The sequence below is a fragment of the Klebsiella sp. CTHL.F3a genome, from assembly GCF_019890895.1.
Classification (GTDB): Bacteria; Pseudomonadota; Gammaproteobacteria; order Enterobacterales; family Enterobacteriaceae; genus Klebsiella; species Klebsiella grimontii.
This window is the reverse complement of the sequence record NZ_CP082360.1, coordinates 1698490-1719401: the sequence shown is the minus strand read 5'-3', so window position 1 is coordinate 1719401 and position 20912 is coordinate 1698490. Positions and strand designations below refer to the sequence as shown.

At 55.5% G+C, this 20912-nt stretch carries 19 protein-coding genes; 1 reads left to right on the top strand and 18 read right to left on the bottom strand.

What is annotated here, in order from left to right; genetic code table 11:
- Positions 1 to 62: 62 nt before the first annotated feature.
- Positions 63 to 524 carry a GNAT family N-acetyltransferase gene (locus tag K7H21_RS08265; protein ID WP_004123108.1) on the bottom strand — a complete coding sequence of 154 codons (462 nt, stop codon included), beginning with the start codon at positions 522 to 524 and terminating at the stop codon, positions 63 to 65.
- A 59-nt stretch (positions 525 to 583) separates the two neighbouring features.
- Between K7H21_RS08265 and rnz the strand changes: the two genes are divergently transcribed.
- Entirely contained in the window at positions 584 to 1504 is a 921-nt protein-coding gene (gene rnz, locus K7H21_RS08260) for a ribonuclease Z (protein ID WP_142481744.1), read from the top strand.
- A gap of 48 nt (positions 1505 to 1552) precedes the next feature.
- Here rnz and K7H21_RS08255 read toward each other — a convergent pair whose 3' ends face one another.
- The 17 genes from K7H21_RS08255 to nuoE all read right to left on the bottom strand — a co-directional run bounded on the left by K7H21_RS08255 (position 1553) and on the right by nuoE (position 20910).
- Positions 1553 to 2083, bottom strand: a complete 531-nt coding sequence (locus K7H21_RS08255) for a tyrosine-type recombinase/integrase (protein ID WP_004123110.1) — start codon at positions 2081 to 2083, stop codon at positions 1553 to 1555.
- Between the two features lie 34 nt (positions 2084 to 2117).
- A complete protein-coding gene (locus K7H21_RS08250) occupies positions 2118 to 2627 on the bottom strand; it encodes a fimbrial protein (protein WP_004123111.1) in 510 nt (169 codons plus the stop codon).
- Between the two features lie 12 nt (positions 2628 to 2639).
- Entirely contained in the window at positions 2640 to 3680 is a 1041-nt protein-coding gene (locus K7H21_RS08245) for a fimbrial protein (protein ID WP_223035697.1), read from the bottom strand.
- 19 nt (positions 3681 to 3699) lie between these two features.
- Positions 3700 to 6249 (bottom strand): fimbria/pilus outer membrane usher protein, encoded by a 2550-nt coding sequence (locus tag K7H21_RS08240; RefSeq protein WP_123829017.1) that lies wholly within the window; start codon positions 6247 to 6249, stop codon positions 3700 to 3702.
- A gap of 30 nt (positions 6250 to 6279) precedes the next feature.
- The gene (locus tag K7H21_RS08235; RefSeq protein WP_004123115.1) at positions 6280 to 6942 is read right to left on the bottom strand and encodes a fimbrial biogenesis chaperone; all 663 of its coding nucleotides are present in this window, start codon (positions 6940 to 6942) and stop codon (positions 6280 to 6282) included.
- Positions 6943 to 7004: 62 nt separating this feature from the next.
- On the bottom strand, positions 7005 to 7541 hold the full coding sequence (locus K7H21_RS08230; protein ID WP_004123117.1) for a fimbrial protein: 537 nt from the start codon (positions 7539 to 7541) through the stop codon (positions 7005 to 7007).
- Between the two features lie 426 nt (positions 7542 to 7967).
- A complete protein-coding gene (locus K7H21_RS08225; RefSeq protein ID WP_004123118.1) occupies positions 7968 to 8519 on the bottom strand; it encodes a tyrosine-type DNA invertase in 552 nt (183 codons plus the stop codon).
- Between the two features lie 202 nt (positions 8520 to 8721).
- Positions 8722 to 10179 (bottom strand): NADH-quinone oxidoreductase subunit NuoN, encoded by a 1458-nt coding sequence (nuoN, locus tag K7H21_RS08220; RefSeq protein ID WP_004123120.1) that lies wholly within the window; start codon positions 10177 to 10179, stop codon positions 8722 to 8724.
- Between the two features lie 6 nt (positions 10180 to 10185).
- Positions 10186 to 11715, bottom strand: coding sequence for an NADH-quinone oxidoreductase subunit M (gene nuoM, locus K7H21_RS08215; RefSeq protein WP_004870953.1), 1530 nt, complete (start codon positions 11713 to 11715; stop codon positions 10186 to 10188).
- Positions 11716 to 12028: 313 nt separating this feature from the next.
- Positions 12029 to 13870 carry an NADH-quinone oxidoreductase subunit L gene (gene nuoL, locus K7H21_RS08210; RefSeq protein WP_004123124.1) on the bottom strand — a complete coding sequence of 614 codons (1842 nt, stop codon included), beginning with the start codon at positions 13868 to 13870 and terminating at the stop codon, positions 12029 to 12031.
- The gene (nuoK, locus tag K7H21_RS08205; RefSeq protein ID WP_004104062.1) at positions 13867 to 14169 is read right to left on the bottom strand and encodes an NADH-quinone oxidoreductase subunit NuoK; all 303 of its coding nucleotides are present in this window, start codon (positions 14167 to 14169) and stop codon (positions 13867 to 13869) included. Before nuoK ends, nuoL begins: the two co-directional genes overlap by 4 nt.
- The gene (nuoJ, locus tag K7H21_RS08200) at positions 14166 to 14720 is read right to left on the bottom strand and encodes an NADH-quinone oxidoreductase subunit J (RefSeq protein ID WP_004123127.1); all 555 of its coding nucleotides are present in this window, start codon (positions 14718 to 14720) and stop codon (positions 14166 to 14168) included. The genes nuoK and nuoJ overlap by 4 nt, the downstream gene beginning before the upstream one ends.
- Before the next feature lie 10 nt (positions 14721 to 14730).
- The gene (nuoI, locus tag K7H21_RS08195) at positions 14731 to 15273 is read right to left on the bottom strand and encodes an NADH-quinone oxidoreductase subunit NuoI (RefSeq protein ID WP_004104066.1); all 543 of its coding nucleotides are present in this window, start codon (positions 15271 to 15273) and stop codon (positions 14731 to 14733) included.
- Between the two features lie 14 nt (positions 15274 to 15287).
- Positions 15288 to 16265 (bottom strand): NADH-quinone oxidoreductase subunit NuoH, encoded by a 978-nt coding sequence (gene nuoH, locus K7H21_RS08190; RefSeq protein ID WP_004104068.1) that lies wholly within the window; start codon positions 16263 to 16265, stop codon positions 15288 to 15290.
- Complete coding sequence (gene nuoG / locus K7H21_RS08185; protein ID WP_004123129.1) at positions 16262 to 18988, bottom strand: NADH-quinone oxidoreductase subunit NuoG; 2727 nt, start codon at positions 18986 to 18988, stop codon at positions 16262 to 16264. The genes nuoH and nuoG overlap by 4 nt, the downstream gene beginning before the upstream one ends.
- A gap of 87 nt (positions 18989 to 19075) precedes the next feature.
- Entirely contained in the window at positions 19076 to 20413 is a 1338-nt protein-coding gene (gene nuoF, locus K7H21_RS08180) for an NADH-quinone oxidoreductase subunit NuoF (RefSeq protein ID WP_112165583.1), read from the bottom strand.
- Positions 20410 to 20910, bottom strand: coding sequence for an NADH-quinone oxidoreductase subunit NuoE (gene nuoE / locus K7H21_RS08175; RefSeq protein ID WP_004104075.1), 501 nt, complete (start codon positions 20908 to 20910; stop codon positions 20410 to 20412). The genes nuoF and nuoE overlap by 4 nt, the downstream gene beginning before the upstream one ends.
- Positions 20911 to 20912: the final 2 nt, after the last annotated feature.

Sequence of the window (20912 nt, the reverse complement as noted above, 5' to 3'; positions counted from 1 at the left end):
GGGTACTACTGAGGAATAGCAGTACCCACGATGAGGGAGCGGGTTTTTAATTCGCGCGACGGTCAGTGGGTGGCGATTTCGTACGCCATGCCGATATGGTCGATGCCGTCCTCGTCGTAAACCTCGGTCACCGGCACAAAACCGAAGCTGGCGTAGAATTTTTGCAGGTGCGCCTGGGCGCCAAGATAGATGGCCTTTTGCGGCCAGTGTTGACGGCAGCTGGCCAACGCCTGTTCCATCAACTGATAACCCAGCTTCTCGCCGCGCGCCGCCGGGCTGACAATCACCCGGCCAATCACTACCGGTTCAAACTCGTCATCGCTCTTGAGAATGCGCGCGTAGGCCACAAGTTCATCGCCGCGCCAGCCGAGAAGATGGCGATTCTCTCCCACCAGATCATCGCCGTCGACGTCCTGATAGACGCAGGATTGTTCGACAACAAACACCGCACAGCGTAATTTCAGCACAGCATATAGCTGGGGGACGGTCAGTTCGGCGTGGTGAAGATCCTGCCATGTCATCATCTGCGGTTCCTTAGTTGGTATACTTTACTTTTTGACCCACGCCCTGAGGATACTGGACGATGGAATTACTTTTTTTGGGGACATCCGCTGGCGTGCCGACCCGTACGCGTAATATGACGTCGATAGTGCTGAATTTGCAACAGCCAACAATGGCGGAGATGTGGCTGTTCGACTGCGGAGAGGGAACTCAGCATCAGTTTCTGCGCACCGCCTGTCACCCCGGCAAACTGAACAAGATTTTTATCACCCACTTACATGGCGATCACCTTTTCGGCCTCCCCGGCCTGCTGTGCAGCCGCTCGATGCAGGGCAATACTCTGCCGCTGACGCTGTACGGGCCAAAGGGGCTTAAAGAGTTTGTGGAAACCGCGCTGCGCCTGAGCGGTTCCTGGACCGATTACCCGTTGGCTATCGTCGAAGTCGAGCCAGGGCTGGTGCTTGATGAAGCTGGCTTTCGGGTTACCGCCAGGCCGTTAAACCATCCGGTCGAATGCTACGGCTATCGTATCGAACAGCATGATAAGCCGGGTACCCTTGATGCCGCTCAGCTTATCGCCGAAGGCGTGCCCCCCGGTCCGTTGTTCCAGCGCTTAAAACAGGGGTTGACGGTTGAGCTGGAAGATGGACGTGTGATTGACGGTAGACGCTATCTCGGCCCTACGACGCCGGGTAAGAAGCTGGCAATTTTCGGCGATACCGCCCCCTGCCCGGCGGCGCTGGAGCTGGCCCGCGGCGTGGATGTTATGGTCCATGAGGTGACGCTCGAACAGGCGATGGCGGAAAAAGCGAACAGCCGCGGGCATTCGACCAGCCAGCAAACCGCCGCGCTGGCGCACGACGCTGGCGTCGGTACCCTTATCGCCACGCATTTTAGTTCTCGCTATGACGCTGAAGGCTGCCAGCGTCTGCTGGCAGAATGCCAAGAGATATTCCCATCTACCGTGCTGGCGGAAGATTTCATGGTCTATACCGTAGAATAAAAAAGAGGCGTAACGCGGCAGATAAAAAAGCCGCGAATGCGCCGCCAGCTACTCTTCAACGTAGCTGTTATAACGCAGGATAGATTTCAAATTCCGATAACCCAGGTAATCCTGGATAGAGTCGTCATCAATACCTTTTTTCCCCAGTTCATAGCCGCAGGCATGGCGCAGCATCCGCGGGTGAATATTTTGCTTTAGCTTCGCCAGCTCGCAGCACTCACGAATAATTTGATAGAAACGCTGGCGAGTCATCTGGTTTCCCCGGGAGGAGATAAACAGCAAATCATTATGAGCAGGATAACACTCTCTGGCCAGCAGCCAGCGCTGTAACGAGACAACCTCTTTTGGCTGTAAAGGGTGATAACCTGAGATACCGTGACGCGCTCGGCGGATATAAACCCTTTTCCGCGGTAGATCGATATCCTGCAAAGTCAGAGCGGTAATTTCATTAATTCGGCAACCGTGCAAAAAGCACATTTGGATCATGCAGCTATTTCTTTCCGGGTGAGCACAATAATGTGCGGCAAGTACCAGACGCTCAACATCCTTTACGCTCAGATATTCCGTATCTTCCTGCATACGCCATTCCTTTTCATCCATTTAGCTTATAAGGTTACTGATAGGTAAACGTCAGCTGTACGACAGACTCAAATTTACCCACCTTTGCACCACCCCGGGTTGAATATAAACGGGCAGCCAGCGGGAAAATACCTTTTCCGGTGCTTCCGTTGATAGCAATGCTCATCTGATCCTGATTTTTATAGGTTGTAGAATGATCGCTGCTGGTTATTTGCAGCGCGATATACTGCGCCGCGTCGCTGGCGGCCATATTGGCGAAATGAGTGGCATCGTCGCCATCCGTCACACCATCAAATTTTACCGTGGCTTTCGTAGTCCCGGCCGGACAATTTTCGACATTCAGGTAAAAAGTTTTCCACTCAGAAGCGTTGCCGGGCGTTTGAAAGTCGATATTTGGAAGCGGGCCGAAATTCACCTCTTGATATTGCGTATCGGTACTTACGTCACAGGGGAGGTAATAAATATTGCCCTTAACATTCAAAGGGACCCCGCCCGAAGATGAAAAAACGGGTAGCAATAATACCAGCCATAGCGCCTTTTTCATTATTCACTCCTGCTATTCAATTTCTGCCTGAATGGTCGCCGTAGCGGTAAATCCACCTCCGCCGGGTAAATGCCCCGTGGTATTAATCGGATAGATTTTCATGGTCGTGTCCCCACTCTGGCTCGGGTAATTAAAATTGACCGGCAGCATCCCTGAAATAACGGGTATTTTGACGCCGGTAATATTTTCAATGCGCACCGCAATATCGCTATTGGTAGTCGCCAGCGCAGTGCTGTCGTGGGTATCGGCCGCGCCCTGGAATGAGAGCGCTATTTTTACCCCGGCGGAAATGTTGGTGCACGCCACCGTCATATTTACCGTGTGCGGGGTGAATCCTGTGGGCATCTGATTTATTGTTTTAAAGTGGTTGGCGGCAATATCGCCAAAATCAATGTTAATCGGTTGACCGGTATTTATCTCACACGATTGCGGAACCGTAACCGAACCGTTCATGGTGATTTGGGTCATCGGAGTAGCGCTATAACTCCCCTTCTTTCGCGTCCCATAAACATTGAGGATTATCGTCGGGGGGATTGTCACCCGGCCAACGAACGGCCGGGTAAAATAGAGTGAAATATACCCTTTCGAACCGGTGTCAAAAATTGTACCCGTGGTATTACATGGGAATGAGTTAATGTAATTGTTACTCTTATCCAGTACCGGCGTCGGCACAAACTGGTTTAATTTTCCGGCGATATATAGCTCACTAGCGATTTCCAGGTATGGATTCAGACGATAATAATTTAAGCCATTTCGCGTTTGCGTTGCAGCAAGGCCAGGAATTGTCGTTTTAAAAAAAGTCGATGTATTAAGCGTGGTCGCATCACATTCACACCTCGCCTGATACGTTCCCCCGGTATTCCATTCATATATACGAAGAAACTCCATCCCTGCCTGGTTTTGCGAGGGATTAGTAAATGTTTCAGTAAAAGAAAAACTGTCCTGAAAAGCACTCCCGCTAGTCGTCTGACACCACCCGGATGCCGCCATCGCCTGCGGCGATATCGCCAGCGCCATCAGGCCCGCTACTATTCCCCATGAAAATCGTTTCATTGTCTCTGCATCCTTTCGATTAACGGCAAAGCGCCTGGGCTACAATGATGCCGGTAAGTTGTTTTGCTGACGGCAGCGTATAGTGGATCTGGCAGCGTTCCTGCGTCCCGGCGCCCCACTTCGCGTTAAGAATGCCGTTAGATTCCAGTCCGGTCAGGTAGACTTGTCCGCCATCTCCAACGATAAAAGCCTGCTCAGATGACGCCGTCCCGGGGACGCTGACCATGGCGCCGAAAGGGAGAAGCTGTCCACTCTCCTGACGCACCGTCATCAGCACCCGATTACCCACGCTGGTGGCATAATTTGCGCGAACCACCGCCCCACGGGTAGGCACAACGGTCTGAGTCGCCAATTCGAGGTCGACATCATCCGGCATCGTCGTGGTATCGAGCGTCAGGATATTCTTACGATACGGCGAGGCGTAAGGTACAACGGTGTAGCCCCGCCAGTCGGTTCTGACCCCGGTCTGGCTATTCACGCCGACGCCCGCGGCGCCGGGCGCCTTGATTAACGCAACGGTTTCGCCGAAAGGCTGCCCCAGCGTCAGGCCGTTTTCATGCACCAGCGCTCCGCCGCGCAGGGCGTAGTTCAGACGATGGCTGTATTTATCATGGCTGTAGCCGCCGGTAATCTCAGCGTAGGTCGCCCGCCAGTCTGCGTTGAGGCTACCGCTCTCCCCTCTTCCCTGGCTGGTATAGCCTTCCTGTACGCTCCAGCTCAGGTTGTTACGCTCCAGCAAGGTGCCGGAGAGACCCAGGTTATTGCTGGTTGAGCCATTTTTGCTGCTGTTCAGGGAGTAGTTGGCATAAACCGGCTTCGGCAGCCATTCCCCCAGCGGCACGCTGATGCTCAGGGCGAAAAGGTGGTCTTCGTCATTACGCTTACCGGTGTTCTGGTCGGTAGTGTTGCGGTTATAGCTGTAGTTCATGCTATAGCTGATGCCGTGCCAGCTGTTGTTATATCCAACGCCAACGGACTCCATGGTGCGACCGCTGTTCCAGTAGTCTTCGCGGATATAGCTCAGCGACAGCGATCCCAACTCTTCGCCCAGGCTCTGGCTGACCGTGACCTCTCCCCGATTGCGCCGCCGTTCAATAGAAGGCGTGTAGGTGTCATCCCGATAGGTATCCAGCACTTCCTGCATATCCCAGAAACCGCTGGTCGCATAGCGATACCCTGCCAGACTCACGTTGGTTCCCAAACCAGGAAGGTCTTTACTGTAACGGACACGTACCGACTGCCCGCTCTCTTTCTCTTTATCCTGTCTTGTCGACCAGGCCTGGATGATATCGGTCGAGACGGCGCCCAGTTCACCGAGGTTTTTCCCCATACCCAACGCCACCGACTGGTATTTGCTGCTAAACTGGCCGCCGCCGTAAAGGGTTAACCCCCAGGGCAAGCCGTAAATCGCCGTCGCCTGGCTGAGAGGCGTTTCGTCAATGCTGTTGTCGTAGGCGCGATATACGCCAGAGGTGACGCTATATTTCAGGCGCCCTTCGCGCTGCAGGACCGGGAGCGAAGCGTAAGGGACGATCAGATTCTGCTCGCTGCCATCCGCTTCTTTGATGGTGACGGCTAAATCACCGGAACCGCCGGTCGGGTACATATCGGTGATTTCAAAAGCGCCAGGCGCAACGTAGGTCTGGTAAATCTCATAGCCGTTCTGGCGAATAATGACCTGAGCATTAGTACGCGCAATCCCGCGAACGACGGGCGCATAGCCGCGCAGGCTTTCCGGCAGCATATCGTCATCGGAAGCCAGCATCGCCCCACGGAAGGGAACGCCCTCAAAAACATCGGCATCCGTGCTGCTATCGCCCAGCGTCATCACCCCCTGTAGCGCATTGATGCTGCGCTGCGCATAGGTATATACCGTGTCCCAACTATTATTGGATTCTCCACCGCTGCTGCTGCGCGCCCAGGTCGTGTAGTTCCGCAGACGCCACGGCCCGATGTTGATTCCGGGACGCATGTTAACGTATTGGTTATCGCTGTCCGGCGTATCGTTCTGGCGTGACCAGTTATTTGCCCCGCTAAACGAGTAATTGAGCAGCAGCGCCGTCACTCCGTCATCCCACTGTTTCGGATCTACCCAGCCTCGGGCTGCGCTGGACACCGCCGCCTGAGGAAAGCTTAGTAGCAGGCGCTGCTGGCTGAAGCGAAAATCGGCTTTTGCCTGCGGTATAACGCTAATATCCGCGCAGTGGGGTGACTTGTGCCCTAATTCAGGAAATTGGACGACGCGCACGCCCCATGCGGCAAGCTCTTCTACCGTCAGGCAAGGCTGCAATTCCGTAGCTCCCGGGCCTTTGCTCTGCTGAAAAGCCACATCGCGGGTATCCATAAAAACGTTGTTAAGATAAATATCTACCCGATAGGTGCCCGGCAGCTGCCCGCCCGCCTGCTCATAAGCGGATAAATCCCTGACGCCCGTATGGGGGCCATCCATTTCCAACAGTGCCGGGTTAAAAACATCCCGCGCCAGGACCTCATCACTCAGCGGTAGCAGCGCAACGGCCAGAGCGCCGGCTATCCGGTTAAGCCGCCATTTATTATGATTATTCTTCATTTTCTCTGGAACTCCCTGGCCTGAAAGCCTCTACAAACTCGCGCGGTGCAGCGCGCCGATACCGCCGTAATCGTTAATCAGTTTCCACTGCAAAGCGCCGGCGCTGACGTTCGGCAATTGAAAACGCGCCGTTTCCCCCGGCCCCACCCAGTTCGCGTCTTTGACTTCGGCGCCGCCAACTTTGACTTCGGCAAAATTCATATAAAAGGCGGTGGGATTAGTGACCTGTAAGGTATTACCGCTACGCGTCCAGCGAAGCTGCTCCGTCACCATTTCCGGTGTTCCTTCGACGGATTTGGGGCGATAAATCAATTTGATACGCGTTTTGATAGCGATCTGTAAGGTATTGGCGCCGGCTTTAGCCTGCGAGGAGGGAATCGCTTTAATGTTCATCCAGAACATGCTTTCTTTATTTTCCGCTAAACCGCCGCTGTAAATGACCCGCAGTCGGGTTTGCTGTTCGCCCTCAAGGCGAAATAAAGGCGGCGTTAACAGAAAAGGGGCAGCACCTTTATTACTCTCAACCCAGCTTTGAATGAGATAAGGCGTAGCGTCATTATTGGTTACGCTCAGTGAGGACTCTTTTTTACCGCCGGGATAGATCAGGCGAGTACCGCCGGTAACCACTCCCGCATGCGCCGCGGCACCGACCAACAGCCATCCAGCTATTAGCACTTTCAGGTATTTTTGCATCTCCAGCTCCCTGGAAAAGCGAGCCACATAGGGCTCGCTAACACTGTCATATAGACGGAAAATTAGTTATAGCTGATGGTGAAGTTGGCTGTACCGTCAGCCTTACCGGCAACGATGGAGGTCTCAGTCTGGATATAACGGACGCGGAACGGCAGATCGATATTGCCGGTAGCCGGGATGGACAGGCTGGCAGAACGAGTATAAAGCGGCAGCGTCGAGTTGCTGCTAGCATCAACCAGCTGCAGGGCCACGCCGGTCGCCACGTCCGGATCGACGCCCGCGCCGGTCAGCTGCAGTTTATCATTATCCCCGTTGACGTTGGCGCCGGAGAACAGTACCGATGCTTTAGCGACGGTAGTCGGGCAGTTTTCCAGTTTAATCGCGAAATTCTGTTCAGCCGCAGTAGACCCGGTACCGCTAAACGCGGTCTTGGCAATCTGCCCCATCTGAACTTCCAGCGGGTTGGACAGGTCGTTCACCACGTCGCAGCCAGCATCAATGATATCGCCGATAAACTTCACCTGACCGTCATCCGCCAGCGCAGCACCAGAGAACGCCGCGCAACCAGCGACAACAGCAGCAAGTAATGTTTTTTTCATGATTTATCCTTTTCAATGCAGTCAATGCATTCACTTATAAGCGCAATACCCTGCGCATCCTTTTATTTACGTTTGATACTAATAACGCAACAAAACATTGACCCATGAAATGGATATAATATTACGAAGTGGTCATTATGTATCAATTTGACCACTTCAATTAATTGAAATATATATCGCCAGGGAAGGCATTTTTTATTTCATATTTACCAGGGAAAAGCCTAATAAACACGATAAAAAACTAAAGAGTGGGAAGAGGCACAAACCATACATGAAGCCAATTAAAGAAACCAAGAAAATAAATGACACCTATATTTAATATAACCACATGAAAGTAATAATAAAAAATATTGTTAATCATAAATTGACATTGTTACCACCTGTGGATAGCATAGGAGTCAGTTTGATACAAAATGACTATTCCATTTACCAAACCTCTCTAAATCTTGCATCATTACTTGCCGTATAGATAACCGTATGCTGAATATTCCGGTGTCCAAGGAAATCCTGGATTAATCGTGTATCCACCCCGTTATTCGCCAGCGCGAAACCGCACGCGTGGCGCAGCATATGCGGATGCGCATTGATTTCCAACTGAGCAACAAGGCTCAGATTTTTCATCATCTGATATATTCTCTGGCGGGATAAAGGCTGGCCATTTCGTGATAAAAAGAGCCAGCCGGAATTATTCCCGGGGTAATTATTACGCACGCGCAGCCACTCGTTGAGTACCTTTACCTCTTGTTTGTAAATAGGATGCGTGGTTGAAAAGCCATTTTTCAGCCGACGAATATAAATGACCCCACTTTGAATATCGATATCAGAGAGCTTCCAGTGGCGAATTTCGCTCACCCGACACCCATGATTAAAACACATCCACAGTAAACAGACATCGCGTTCCGGGTTAGCCCCCCGCCTGGCGGCTTCAACCAAACGCTGAACCTCCCCGACGGTCAAATGCTTACGCCTTGTTTTCATTCATTTTCTCCATCTACAAAACACAACATTGTGCGTAGTAATAATAGTACGGAAAATAAGAGGATGAGTGGAAATGTAAAGTGAGCTTAATATGATAAAAAGCATGAATATTACAAAAAATATTAAAGAGTAGAGCCCACCGTTTTCGCGCAGATAAAAAAAGGATCGCCGAAGCGATCCTTTTTACCCACGACCAATATCATTACATCAGCGGCATAGCCAACTGTACGATACTGATTAACGGCTGCGGCCATACGCCCAGCACCAGCACCAACAGCGCGGAGATCAGCACCACGATGCCCCCGGCGCTGTACTGCCAGTTAGACGGCGCATCGCGATTCAGTTTCTCCGGCGCGCTCAGATAGAGGCTCACCGCCACGCGCAGGTAGTAGTAGAGGCCAATCGCTGAACCCAGCACTACCGCCCCGACCAGCCACCACAGGTGCGCATGCACACCTACCGCCAGCACGTAGAATTTACCGATAAAGCCTAGCGTCATCGGGATACCGGCAAGAGACAGCATCATCACCGTCATCACCGCCGACAGAATCGGACGATGCCAGAACAGGCCGCGGTAGGAGTAGAGCGAATCGGCATCCGGGCCGCGGTACGGGCTGGACATCAGGCTCACCACGCCGAACGCGCCGAGGCTGCTGAACAGGTAACCGGCCAGGTAAACCCCCACCGCTTCCATCGACATGTCGCCGCTCTGCAGGGCAATCAGCGCCACCAGCAGGTAGCCAAGATGGGAAATGGATGAGTAGCCGAGCAGACGTTTGATATTGGTCTGGCTCAGCGCCATCAGGTTACCGAAGATAATCGACGCAAAGGCGATCAGGCCCAGCACCACGCGTACCGCCTCGCTGCCGCCAACCGGCATATAGAGGAACAGACGCATCACCACGCCGAAGATGGCGATCTTACTGGCGGTCGCCAGGAAGGTGGAGACCGGCGCAGGCGCACCCTGGTAAACGTCCGGCGTCCACAGGTGGAAAGGCACTAGCGACAGCTTAAAGCCAAGGCCGACAATCATCAGACCAAGACCGGCCAGCAGTAGCGGCTCGTGCAGCATGCCATCCGTCAGGCTCTTACCGAGCGCCAGGAACGAAAGGTTACCGGAATTGGCATAAACCAGCGCCATACCGAACAGCAGGAACGAAGAGGCAACCGCGGACAGAATCGTGTACTTGATGCTGGCTTCCAGCGAGCGTTTCTGGCGGAAGGCGTAGCCGACCAGGCCGAACAGCGGCAGCGAAATCAGTTCGATGCCGAGGAACAGCGCCGCCAGATGGTTAGCGCCCGCCAGCAGAATGCCGCCCAGCGCGGCAATCAGCACCAGCAGATAGAACTCTTCTTTATTGTCCTTGTAACCCTCAAGCCATGGGTAGGCGAAAGTACAGGTGGCGAGGCTCGCCAGCAGCACCAGCCCGGTGTAGAGCATCGAGTAGCCATCTACGCGAATCAACGGCGTGACGTCCATCGCTCCGTTCTGACCCACGAACCAGAGTGATATCAGCGCGGCGTTCAGGCCGAGAACCGACAGCGTGGCATTGAGGAAATGATTGCGTCGCCACGCAATGGAGAGCATCACAACCACCACCGTCAAGCCGACGATCAGCAGCGGTAGCAGTGCGATCAGTTGTTGTGGAGTTATTGTCATGGCGAATTACGGCCTTGTAGTAGAAACAGAATTAACAAACCACTGCTGAATGTTGCTCATCGCAGAGTGCGAGGTGTCCAGAATCGGCTGTGGGAAGAAGCCCAGCAGCACCAGCAGAACAACCAGCAGCAGGATGATCGACAGTTCACGCAGGGACATTCCCGGCAACGCTTTCGCGGCGATTTCGCTTTTTGCTTTACCAAAGTACGCGCGATGCAGCATCGACAGCGAGTACACGGAAGCGAACACCAGACCGAAGGTAGAAATAATAGTAATCACCGGTACGGTTTTATAGCTGCCGAACAGAATCATAAATTCGCCGACGAAGTTACCGGTACCCGGCATCCCGAGGGTCGCGACCGCAAAGAACATCGATAGCGCCGGCAGCCACTTAATTTTGCTCCACAGGCCGCCCATCTGACGCATATCGCGCGTATGCAGGCGCTCGTACAGCTGGCCGCAAAGAATAAACAGGCCAGCAGCGGACAGGCCGTGGGCAATCATCTGAATCACCGCGCCCTGGTAAGCCAGCTGGCTGCCGGTGTAGATAGCAATCAGCACGAAGCCCATATGGGAAACAGAGGTGTAAGCAATCAGACGCTTGATATCGTACTGGCTGAAGGCCATCCACGCGCCGTAGAAAATACCGATGACGCCCAGCCACATGGCGATAGGGGCAAATTCGGCGGAAGCGTTCGGGAACAGCGGCAACGCAAAACGCAGCAGGCCGTAGGCCGCGGTTTTCAACAAGATCCCCGCGAGGTCAACAGAACCGGCGGTCGGCGCCTGAGAGTGCGCATCCGGCAGCCAGCCGTGCAGCGGAACCACCGGCATTTTTACCGCGAAAGCGATAAAGAAGCCCAGCATCAGCATGTATTCCACGCCGTGGGACATCGGGGTTTTCAGCAGTTCTTCATAGTTGAAGGTCCACACGCCGGTAGCGTTGAAGTGGACAAACGCCAGCGCCAGGATGGCAATCAGCATCACCAGCCCGCTCGCCTGGGTATAAATGAAGAACTTGGTTGCCGCCGTGATACGCGTTTTACCGTCGGAGGCCTTATGGCCCCACAGCGCGATCAGGAAGTACATCGGCACCAGCATCATTTCCCAGAAGAAAAAGAACAGGAACAGGTCGATAGCCAGGAATACGCCGATCACGCCGCCGAGGATCCACATCAGGTTAAGATGGAAAAAGCCCTGATATTTTTCAATTTCGCGCCATGAACAGAGCACCGCCAGCACGCCGAGCAGCCCGGTCAGCACCACCATCAGCAGCGACAGACCGTCGATAGCCAGATGAATGCTAATACCGAATCGCGGGATCCACGGCATCACGAATTCCGACTGCCACTGCGGAATACCGGTAGATTGCGTGAGAGAATAGCCGCCCTGCATCCACAACTGCAGGCCAAGCAGAAACGTCAATCCCATAGTGATCAGCGCGATCCAGCGCGGCATCTTCACGCCAAAGCGTTCAGTCTGCCAGCACAGGAAGCCGCCGATGAAGGGAATTAGTATTAACCAGGGTAATAACATAGCTAAGTATGTCCCTTATATTTTACTCCTGCTCAGGCTATCTCGCTCGCCAGCCCGAATCCTGCCAGTGCTCACACAAAACGCAGCGCGTTTCGAACGTCCGTAAGGACGGCCCCGTAGGGGTGAGCTTCGCGAATCATCCTCACGTACTCAAGTACGCTCCGGTCGATCTGCGCTGGCGGTCTCCGATCTGACTTCGCCGATGACGCCTGTACTTCAGGAACAGATTTTAAACGAATTCTAAAAATAATTTTGGGTTTGTAGGCCGGATAAACACAGCGCCATCCGGCAATCGTTCAACCAGCCAACAAACTCAACGCAATACCATCAGCAGCGCCAGCACCACGACCGCGCCGATGCCCATAGAAGCAACATACCAGCGCAGATAGCCATTCTCGCTCACCACCAGGCCTTTGCCTGCGAAGCGGGAAAGGATCGCCGGAATGTTCATCAGGGCATTCAGCGGATCGCTCTTCAGCAGCCACGCCACGCCGAGGAACGGCTTAACGAACACTTTGTCATACAGCCAGTCAAAGCCCCAGGCGTTGTACCACCAGGTACCGAGCAGACGACCCGGCGCGCTGTTGGCAATCGACGTCACCAGCGTGCGTTTACCCAGCCACAGCCAGGCGGCAATCAGAATGCCGGCGATGGCAATCACCCCGGAGGCGATTTCCAGCGTCATGACGCGTCCGTGTTCAAGCTCGGTGGTCTGCGGCAGCACGCCTTCCAGCGGCGGCACAATCAGCGCGCCAACAAAGGTCGAGAGCACCAGCAGCACAATCAGCGGCAGATGATGGGTAATCCCCTTCCCTGCATGAGCGTGAATTTGTTCTTTACCGTGGAACACGATGAAAATCATACGGAAGGTGTACAGGGAGGTCATAAACGCCCCGACCAGACCGGCGACCATCAGATTAAGATGACCATTCGCCATCGCGCCCGCCAGAATCTCATCCTTACTGAAGAAGCCGGCAGTCACCAGCGGCAGCGCGGACAGCGCGGCGCCCCCTACCAGGAAGCAGACGTATACCAGCGGAATTGACTTACGCAGGCCGCCCATCTTGAAGATATTCTGTTCGTGATGGCAGGCGAGAATCACCGAACCGGACGACAGGAACAGCAGCGCTTTAAAGAACGCATGGGTCATCAGATGGAAAATTGCCGCATCCCATGCCTGCACGCCAAGCGCGAGGAACATGTAGCCAATCTGGCTCATGGTGGAATACGCGAGTACGCGTTTGATATCGGTCTGCACCAGGGCGGCAAAACCTGCCAGTACCAGCGTCACCGCCCCGACAATCCCCACCAGATGCAGTACTTCCGGGGTCATCAGGAACAGGCCGTGAGTTCGAGCAATCAGATAAACACCGGCGGTGACCATGGTCGCGGCGTGGATCAGCGCGGAGACAGGGGTTGGACCCGCCATCGCGTCCGCCAGCCAGGTCTGCAACGGCAGCTGGGCAGATTTACCCACCGCGCCGCCCAGCAGCATCAGGGTTGCCCACATCAGCATGTTATTACCTGCTTCGAAGTGCGCAGGCGCCAGTTCGACCATTTCGCGGAAGTTCAGGGTGCCCAGCTCGTTGTAGAGAATGAACAGCGCGAACGCCAGGAATACGTCGCCGACGCGGGTCACCACAAACGCTTTCATCGCTGCCGCGCCGTTCTTCGGATCGGTGTAGTAGAAGCCGATCAGCAGATAGGAGCACAGGCCCACGCCTTCCCAGCCGAGGTACATCAGCAGCAGGTTATCCGCAAGCACCAGAACGACCATGCTGGCGATAAACAGGTTGGTATAGGCGAAGAAGCGGGAGTAACCCTCTTCACCGCGCATATACCAGGAGGCGAACATGTGGATCAGGAAGCCGACGCCGGTGACCACGGACAGCATAGTCAGAGAGAGGCCGTCCAGCACCAGATTGAAGCCGATGTTGAAGTCGCCGACCGACATCCAGGTCCACAGCGGTACGCTGACCGCCTGTTTGCCGTTGGCGAAGAAGTCAACGCCGACAAACGCCGTGACCAGCGCCGCCAGGCCTACCGAGCCCACACCCACGGTGGCGGATAAATTTTCCGACCAGCGGCCACGGGAGAAGGCCAGCAAAACAAAGCCAATCAATGGCAAAAGAATGGTTAAGGCAAGCATGTTCATCCGCGCAACTCACTTACTGAATCGATGTTCAGGTTCTGGCGACGACGATGGAGCTGCAGCAGCAGCGCCAGGCCGATACTCGCTTCCGCGGCGGCGAGCGTGATGGCGAGGATATACATTATCTGGCCATCGGTCTGGCCCCAGTAGCTCCCTGCAACCACGAAAGCCAGCGCGGCGGCATTGATCATGATCTCCAGGCTAATCAGCATAAACAGCAGATTGCGGCGGATAACCAGCCCCGTCAGGCCGAGGACAAACAGGACAGAGGCGAGGATCAGTCCATGTGTTAAGGGGATCATGCGTGTTCCTCCGTTTTTCTTTTATCGCTGTCGTTCGGACGGTTGCTCAGCACTTCCCCGGCGCGTTCTTCACGGCCGATATGGAAGGCGACAACCAGGCCCGCAAGCAGCAGCATGGAGGCCAGCTCCACCGCCAGTACGTACGGCCCAAACAGCGCGATACCCACCTCTTTGGCGTTAATCGCCGCGCCGTCGATACCCTGATCGTTAACGCCGAGAATGGCGTAAACGATCACCACCAGCAGCACCGCGGAAAGAATGGCTGGACCAATCCAGATCCCGGGTTTCAGCCACTGACGCTCCTGTTCGATTTCGCTGCCGCCCAAATTGAGCATCATCACCACGAACACGAACAGCACCATAATGGCCCCGGCGTAGACAATAATTTCCAGCGCACCGGCAAAGTAGGCCCCTAACGAGAAGAACACCCCGGCAATCGCCAACAGCGAAATAATCAGGTACAGCAGCGCGTGCACCGGATTGGTGTGGGTGATCACCCGCAGGGTTGCGAGGATGGCTATCAGGCCACAGATATAAAAAGCGAATTCCATTGCCCTCTCCTTACGGTAACAGGCTCTTGACGTCGATAGGCTTAGCTTCGTTCTCTGCTTCGCCCTTATCTTTGCCGTCGATTGCCATACCCGCCATCCGGTAGAAGTTATATTCCGGATATTTACCCGGACCGGAAATCAGCAGATCCTCTTTTTCGTACACCAGATCCTGACGTTTGTATTCGCCCAGCTCAAAGTCCGGGGTCAACTGAATCGCCGTGGTCGGGCACGCTTCTTCGCACAGGCCGCAAAAAATACAGCGCGAGAAGTTGATGCGGAAAAACTCCGGGTACCAGCGACCGTCTTTGGTCTCCGCTTTTTGCAGAGAGATACAGCCTACCGGACAGGCTACCGCACACAGGTTACAGGCAACGCAGCGCTCTTCGCCGTCCGGATCGCGCGTCAGCACGATGCGGCCACGGTAGCGCGGCGGCAGATATACCGGCTCTTCCGGGTACATCCGAGTTTCTCGTTTGGCAAAGGCGTGCATCCCGATCATGCAGATACTGCGGACCTGGGTGCCAAACCCTACCAATAATTCTTTTAAGGTCATGGTCAATTCACCCCTTATTGCGCCTGCCAGAGAATGACAGCCGCCGTTACCAACAGGTTGATCAGCGTTAACGGCAGGCATACCTTCCAGCCAAAGGACATTACCTGGTCATAACGCGGACGCGGTAATGATGCGCGGATCAAAATGAACATCATCATAAAGAACGCGGTTTTCAGCGCGAACCAGATGAAAGGAGGTAACCATGGGCCATTCCAGCCGCCGAAGAACAGCGTCACAATCAGCGCCGATACGGTGACAATCCCGATATATTCACCGACGAAGAACAGACCGAACTTCATGCCGGAGTATTCGATGTGATAACCGTCGGCCAGCTCCTGTTCCGCTTCCGGTTGGTCAAACGGATGACGGTGACATACCGCTACGCCCGCAATCGCAAAGGTCACGAAGCCAAAGAACTGAGGGATGACGTTCCACAGATGCGCCTGGTTGTTGACGATATCGGTCATGTTGAATGAACCGGCCTGCGCCACCACGCCCATCAGGGAAAGCCCGAGGAACACTTCGTAGCTCAGGGTCTGGGCAGAAGCACGCATCGCGCCAAGCAGCGAGTATTTGTTGTTGCTCGACCAGCCGGCGAACAGTACCGCATAGACCGCCAGGCCTGCCATCATCAGGAAGAACAGAATGCCGATATTCAGATCGGCCACCACCCACGTCGGGCTGACCGGCACGATGGCGAAGGCCAGCAGCAGCGAAGTAAAGGCGATCACCGGCGCCAGAGTAAAGATCACGCGATCCGAGAAGCGCGGAACCCAGTCCTCTTTAAAGAACATCTTGATCATGTCGGCGACGAGCTGCAGCGAACCGCCCCAGCCCACGCGGTTAGGTCCGTAACGGTTCTGGAACAGGCCCAGCAGACGACGTTCGCCGAAGCTCATAAACGCGCCGCAGGTGACCACCACCAGTAGAATCACTACCGCTTTAAGGATGCCTAACAGAATGTCGATGAGATCGGGAGTTAACCAACTCATGCTTTCGCCTCCTGCAGAGTATCAATACGCGCTCCGGTCAGCACCGGCGCAATCCCTGGCATGCCCATCGGTAAGCCAACCTGCCCTGCCGTCAGACCCGCCGAAATCACCAGCGGCAGGCTAAGCGCCTGGCCATCAACGCTAAAAGAGACCATTGCACCTTCGTTCACCCCAAGCTTCGCGGCATCTGCCGGGTTCAGCTTAACGTACGGCTGCGGCATGCGGCTCTGGAATACCGGAGAACGCTGCGACAGCTCGTCGCTGCCGAACAGATGGTAGTAAGGCGCGATACGCCATTTCCCGTCTTCTGCCTGGAAACTTGCTGGTACCGCGGTAAAGTACTCAAGACCGCTGGCGGAAGCTTCAATCAAACGCACGCCCGGATCGCCGTGGCGCAGTTTACCGCCCACTTCATCCTGGAACTTGTTCCACGCCTGCGGTGAGTTCCAGCCCGGAGCCCAGGCAAACGGAATTTGCGAGCGCGGCGCGGACGGCTGGTTGTTCCCTTCCATGGAGAAGGCGAACATGGTGTCTTTATCCTGCGGCTGACGGGGTTCATGCACGCTGATGTTGGCACGCATGGCCGTACGACCGCTGTAGCGGTGCGGTTCACGGGCCAGCTTCTGGCCGCGAATGCGGAAGGTCGCATCCGGCGCGGCGTCTTTGATCCCGGCCAGCTGCGGCAGGGCGGCAATGGCGGCGTCAATCACGTGGTCCAGCTGGGTCCAGTCAACCTGACGGTTGTTCACGGTGCTGTGCAATGAGTGCAGCCAGCGCCAGCTCTCCAGCATTACGGTTTTCGCGTCGTAGTAGGCCGGGTCGTAAACCTGGAAGAAGCGCTGGGCGCGACCTTCGTTGTTGACCACGGTACCGTCGCTTTCCGCAAAGCTTGCCGCGGAGAGCACCAGATGCGCTTTTTCCATAATCGCCGTACGCTGATGGTCAACCACCATCACCAGGGGCGCTTTCGCCAGCGCCGCATCAACGCGGGCGGCTGAAGCGTGGCGGTGCAGGTCGTTTTCCAGCACGATAACCGCATCGGCAGAGCCGGTTTCCAGTTCGCTCAGCGCTTCTTCAAGCGAGCCGCCGCCGATCATGCCGAGGCCAACGCTGTTGACCGCGCGGGCGACCATCGTCACGCCGACATCGGCGCCGCGACCTTTCAGGGCTTTCGCCACGTTGGCCGCCGCCTGAATAACTTCAATGCTGCCGGCGTTGGTTCCGGAGACAATCAGCGGTTTTTTCGCTCCGGCTAACGCCTGAACGATCACGTCAATTTTGCCTTTCAGCTCGCCGCTCAGCCCTTCTACCGCCGGGGCGCTTTCGTCCAGCGCATGGGCGATGGCAAAACCGAGGCGCGCCTGATCTTCCACCGGCGCGCGGTAGGTCCATGCGGCGATGTCATCGAGGCGGGTGTCATCAATATTGGTGACAAACAGCGGATGCTTCGCGCGCTGGCCGATGTTAAGGATCGCGGCGATCTGCCAGTCGGCGACTTTCTGCGCCGCCGCCATTTCACGCGCTTTGCCTTTCACCGCCTGACGCACCGCCAGCGCGATACGCGCGCCGGTCTGGGTGATGTCTTCGCCGAGGATCAGCACCGCATCGTAGGATTCGATCTCGCGCAGCGCCGGGGTATGAATACCGCCATCGCGCAGCACTTTCAGCATCATCTGCAGGCGTTCTTGTTCACCTTTAGCAATGCCGGTATAGAAGTTCCCGGCGCCGACCAGTTCGCGCAGCGCGAAGTTGCTTTCGAGGCTGGCGCGCGGAGAGCCGATACCGATTACTTTCTTCGACTGACGCAGAATATCCGCCGCACCCTGCATCGCCTGCTCGGCGTTAAGGGTAATCAGATCGTCGCCGCGGCGTTGAACCGGCTGACGCGGACGGTCTTTGAGATTCACATAGCCGTAGCCGAAACGACCGCGGTCGCAGAGGAAGTAGCGGTTAACGGTACCGTTATAGCGGTTTTCGATACGACGCAGTTCGCCATAGCGTTCGCCGGGGCTGATGTTACAGCCGACGGAACACTGCTGGCAGATGCTTGGCGCAAACTGCATGTCCCATTTACGGTTATAACGCTCGGAGTGCGTTTTATCGGTAAACACGCCGGTCGGACAGACTTCCACCAGGTTGCCGGAGAACTCGCTTTCCAGCGTCCCGTCTTCCGGGCGTCCGAAGTAGACGTTGTCGTGAGCGCCATAAACGCCAAGATCGGTGCCGTCTGCATAATCTTTGTAATAGCGAACGCAGCGGTAGCAGGCGATACAGCGGTTCATTTCGTGAGAGATGAACGGCCCAAGATCCTGGTTGCGGTGAGTACGCTTGGTAAAGCGGTAGCGACGGAAGCTATGACCGGTCATTACGGTCATATCCTGCAAGTGGCAGTTGCCGCCCTCTTCGCACACCGGACAGTCGTGCGGGTGGTTGGTCATCAGCCACTCAACTACGCTTTCGCGGAACTGCTTCGCTTCTGCGTCGTCGATGGAAATAAAAGTGCCGTCGGATGCCGGTGTCATACAGGACATCACCAGGCGGCCACGCGTGTCTTCCGCGTTCTGATATTGCTTCACCGCACACTGGCGGCAAGCACCGACGCTCCCTAGCGCCGGATGCCAGCAAAAGTATGGAATATCCAGGCCCAAAGAGAGACAAGCTTCTAGCAGGTTGTCCGCTCCGTTGACCTCGTACTCTTTGCCGTCTACATGAATCGTAGCCATTAGCGTGCTTCCAAAGTAAAAAAATCTTTTCCACTTATTCATTCAGGCAGCCAACGTAGAGGCAACCTGAATGATTTTGTGGATACATTACCAGCGCGTCTTAAGCAGGTTCGGCTGAATCCCGTTGATTGCATGGGTATTGCTGAACTGCTGTTTAATGCCAGCTTCGAATTCTTCGCGGAAATATTTAATCGCGCTCTGTAGCGGCTCAACCGCACCCGGCGCGTGCGCGCAGAAGGTTTTACCCGGACCGAGGAATCGACACAGCTGCTCAAGCGTCTCGATATCCCCCGGCTGGCCTTCGCCACGCTCGAGAGCGCGCAGAATTTTCACGCTCCACGGCAGGCCGTCACGGCAGGGCGTACACCAGCCGCAGGACTCTCGGGCGAAAAACTCTTCCAGGTTGCGCACCAGCGATACCATGCCGATTTCGTGGTCAACCGCCATCGCCAGCGCGGTGCCCAGACGGCTACCCGCTTTACCGATGCTTTCGAATTCCATCGGCAGGTCGAGATGCGCTTCGGTCAGGAAGTCAGTGCCCGCGCCGCCCGGCTGCCAGGCTTTAAACTTCAGACCATCGCGCATGCCGCCCGCGTAATCTTCCAGAATTTCGCGCGCGGTGGTGCCGAACGGCAGCTCCCAGACGCCCGGGTTCTTCACTCGGCCAGAGAAGCCCATCAGCTTGGTGCCGGCGTCTTTACTGGTAGAGATGTTCTGATACCACTCGACGCCGTTGGCCAGAATCGCCGGAACGTTGCACAGGGTTTCAACGTTGTTTACGCAGGTCGGTTTCCCCCAGACGCCGGAGCTGGCCGGGAACGGCGGCTTCGAACGTGGGTTGGCGCGACGGCCTTCGAGGGAGTTGATCAGCGCGGTTTCTTCGCCGCAGATATAGCGCCCTGCCCCGGTGTGCACAAACAGTTCGAAGTCAAAACCGGTGCCAAGGATATTTTTACCCAACAGACCCGCTTCGGTCGCTTCGGCAATGGCCCGGCGCAGGTGCTGCGCCGCTTCGATATATTCGCCGCGCAGGAAGATATAGCCGCGGTAGGCTTTCAGCGCGAACGCGGAGATCAGCATGCCCTCCACCAGGAGGTGCGGCAGCTGTTCCATCAGTAGGCGATCTTTATAGGTGCCCGGTTCCATTTCATCGGCGTTACACAGTAGGTAACGGATGTTCATGGACTCGTCTTTCGGCATCAGGCTCCACTTCAGACCGGTGGAAAAGCCCGCGCCGCCGCGCCCTTTCAGGCCGGCGTCTTTTACCGCAGTGACGATTTCATCCGGCGCCATGCCGGAGAGCGCTTTACGCGCCCCGGCGTAGCCGTTTTTACTCTGGTATTCATCCAGCCATACCGGCTGTTTGTCGTCGCGCAGACGCCAGGTTAACGGATGGGTTTCGGCAGTACGAATAATGGTTTTCATTTATACCGCTCCAGGAGGTCAGGAATCGCTTCCGGCGTCAGATAACTGTGAGTGTCCTCATCAATCATCATGGTCGGCCCCTTGTCGCAGTTGCCCAGGCAGCAGGTCGGCAGCAGAGTGAAGCGGCCATCAAAGGTGGTTTGACCCGGTTTGATATCCAGCTTCTTCTCGATCGCCGACTGAATGCCCTGGAACCCGGTGATATGGCACACCACGCTGTCGCAGTAGCGAATCACGTGACGGCCTACCGGCTGGCGGAATATTTGGCTGTAGAAGGTCGCCACGCCTTCTACGTCGCTGGCCGGGATCCCCAGCACATCGGCGATAGCGTAGATTGCGCCGTCCGGCACCCAACCGCGCTGCTTCTGAACGATCTTCAGCGCTTCAATGGACGCCGCACGCGGGTCTTCGTAGTGGTGCTTTTCGTGCTCAATCGCCTCACGCTCTGCCGCACTCAGCTCAAAAGCCTCGGTTTGTGGTTGTTGATTCTCGTGCATAA

Excerpts from the sequence above, each read along its gene's own strand:
- nuoJ (WP_004123127.1), bottom strand. The coding sequence starts at position 14,720 with ATGGAATTCGCTTTTTATATCTGTGGCCTGATAGCCATCCTCGCAACC.
- rnz (WP_142481744.1), top strand. The coding sequence starts at position 584 with ATGGAATTACTTTTTTTGGGGACATCCGCTGGCGTGCCGACCCGTACG.
- K7H21_RS08240 (WP_123829017.1), bottom strand. The coding sequence starts at position 6,249 with ATGAAGAATAATCATAATAAATGGCGGCTTAACCGGATAGCCGGCGCT.
- nuoN (WP_004123120.1), bottom strand. The coding sequence starts at position 10,179 with ATGACAATAACTCCACAACAACTGATCGCACTGCTACCGCTGCTGATC.
- K7H21_RS08230 (WP_004123117.1), bottom strand. The coding sequence starts at position 7,541 with ATGAAAAAAACATTACTTGCTGCTGTTGTCGCTGGTTGCGCGGCGTTC.
- nuoK (WP_004104062.1), bottom strand. The coding sequence starts at position 14,169 with ATGATCCCCTTAACACATGGACTGATCCTCGCCTCTGTCCTGTTTGTC.
- K7H21_RS08265 (WP_004123108.1), bottom strand. The coding sequence starts at position 524 with ATGATGACATGGCAGGATCTTCACCACGCCGAACTGACCGTCCCCCAG.
- nuoF (WP_112165583.1), bottom strand. The coding sequence starts at position 20,413 with ATGAAAACCATTATTCGTACTGCCGAAACCCATCCGTTAACCTGGCGT.
- nuoE (WP_004104075.1), bottom strand. The coding sequence starts at position 20,910 with ATGCACGAGAATCAACAACCACAAACCGAGGCTTTTGAGCTGAGTGCG.
- nuoH (WP_004104068.1), bottom strand. The coding sequence starts at position 16,265 with ATGAGTTGGTTAACTCCCGATCTCATCGACATTCTGTTAGGCATCCTT.
- nuoM (WP_004870953.1), bottom strand. The coding sequence starts at position 11,715 with ATGTTATTACCCTGGTTAATACTAATTCCCTTCATCGGCGGCTTCCTG.
- K7H21_RS08225 (WP_004123118.1), bottom strand. The coding sequence starts at position 8,519 with ATGAAAACAAGGCGTAAGCATTTGACCGTCGGGGAGGTTCAGCGTTTG.
- nuoL (WP_004123124.1), bottom strand. The coding sequence starts at position 13,870 with ATGAACATGCTTGCCTTAACCATTCTTTTGCCATTGATTGGCTTTGTT.
- K7H21_RS08245 (WP_223035697.1), bottom strand. The coding sequence starts at position 3,680 with ATGAAACGATTTTCATGGGGAATAGTAGCGGGCCTGATGGCGCTGGCG.
- K7H21_RS08255 (WP_004123110.1), bottom strand. The coding sequence starts at position 2,083 with ATGCAGGAAGATACGGAATATCTGAGCGTAAAGGATGTTGAGCGTCTG.
- nuoG (WP_004123129.1), bottom strand. The coding sequence starts at position 18,988 with ATGGCTACGATTCATGTAGACGGCAAAGAGTACGAGGTCAACGGAGCG.
- K7H21_RS08250 (WP_004123111.1), bottom strand. The coding sequence starts at position 2,627 with ATGAAAAAGGCGCTATGGCTGGTATTATTGCTACCCGTTTTTTCATCT.
- nuoI (WP_004104066.1), bottom strand. The coding sequence starts at position 15,273 with ATGACCTTAAAAGAATTATTGGTAGGGTTTGGCACCCAGGTCCGCAGT.
- K7H21_RS08235 (WP_004123115.1), bottom strand. The coding sequence starts at position 6,942 with ATGCAAAAATACCTGAAAGTGCTAATAGCTGGATGGCTGTTGGTCGGT.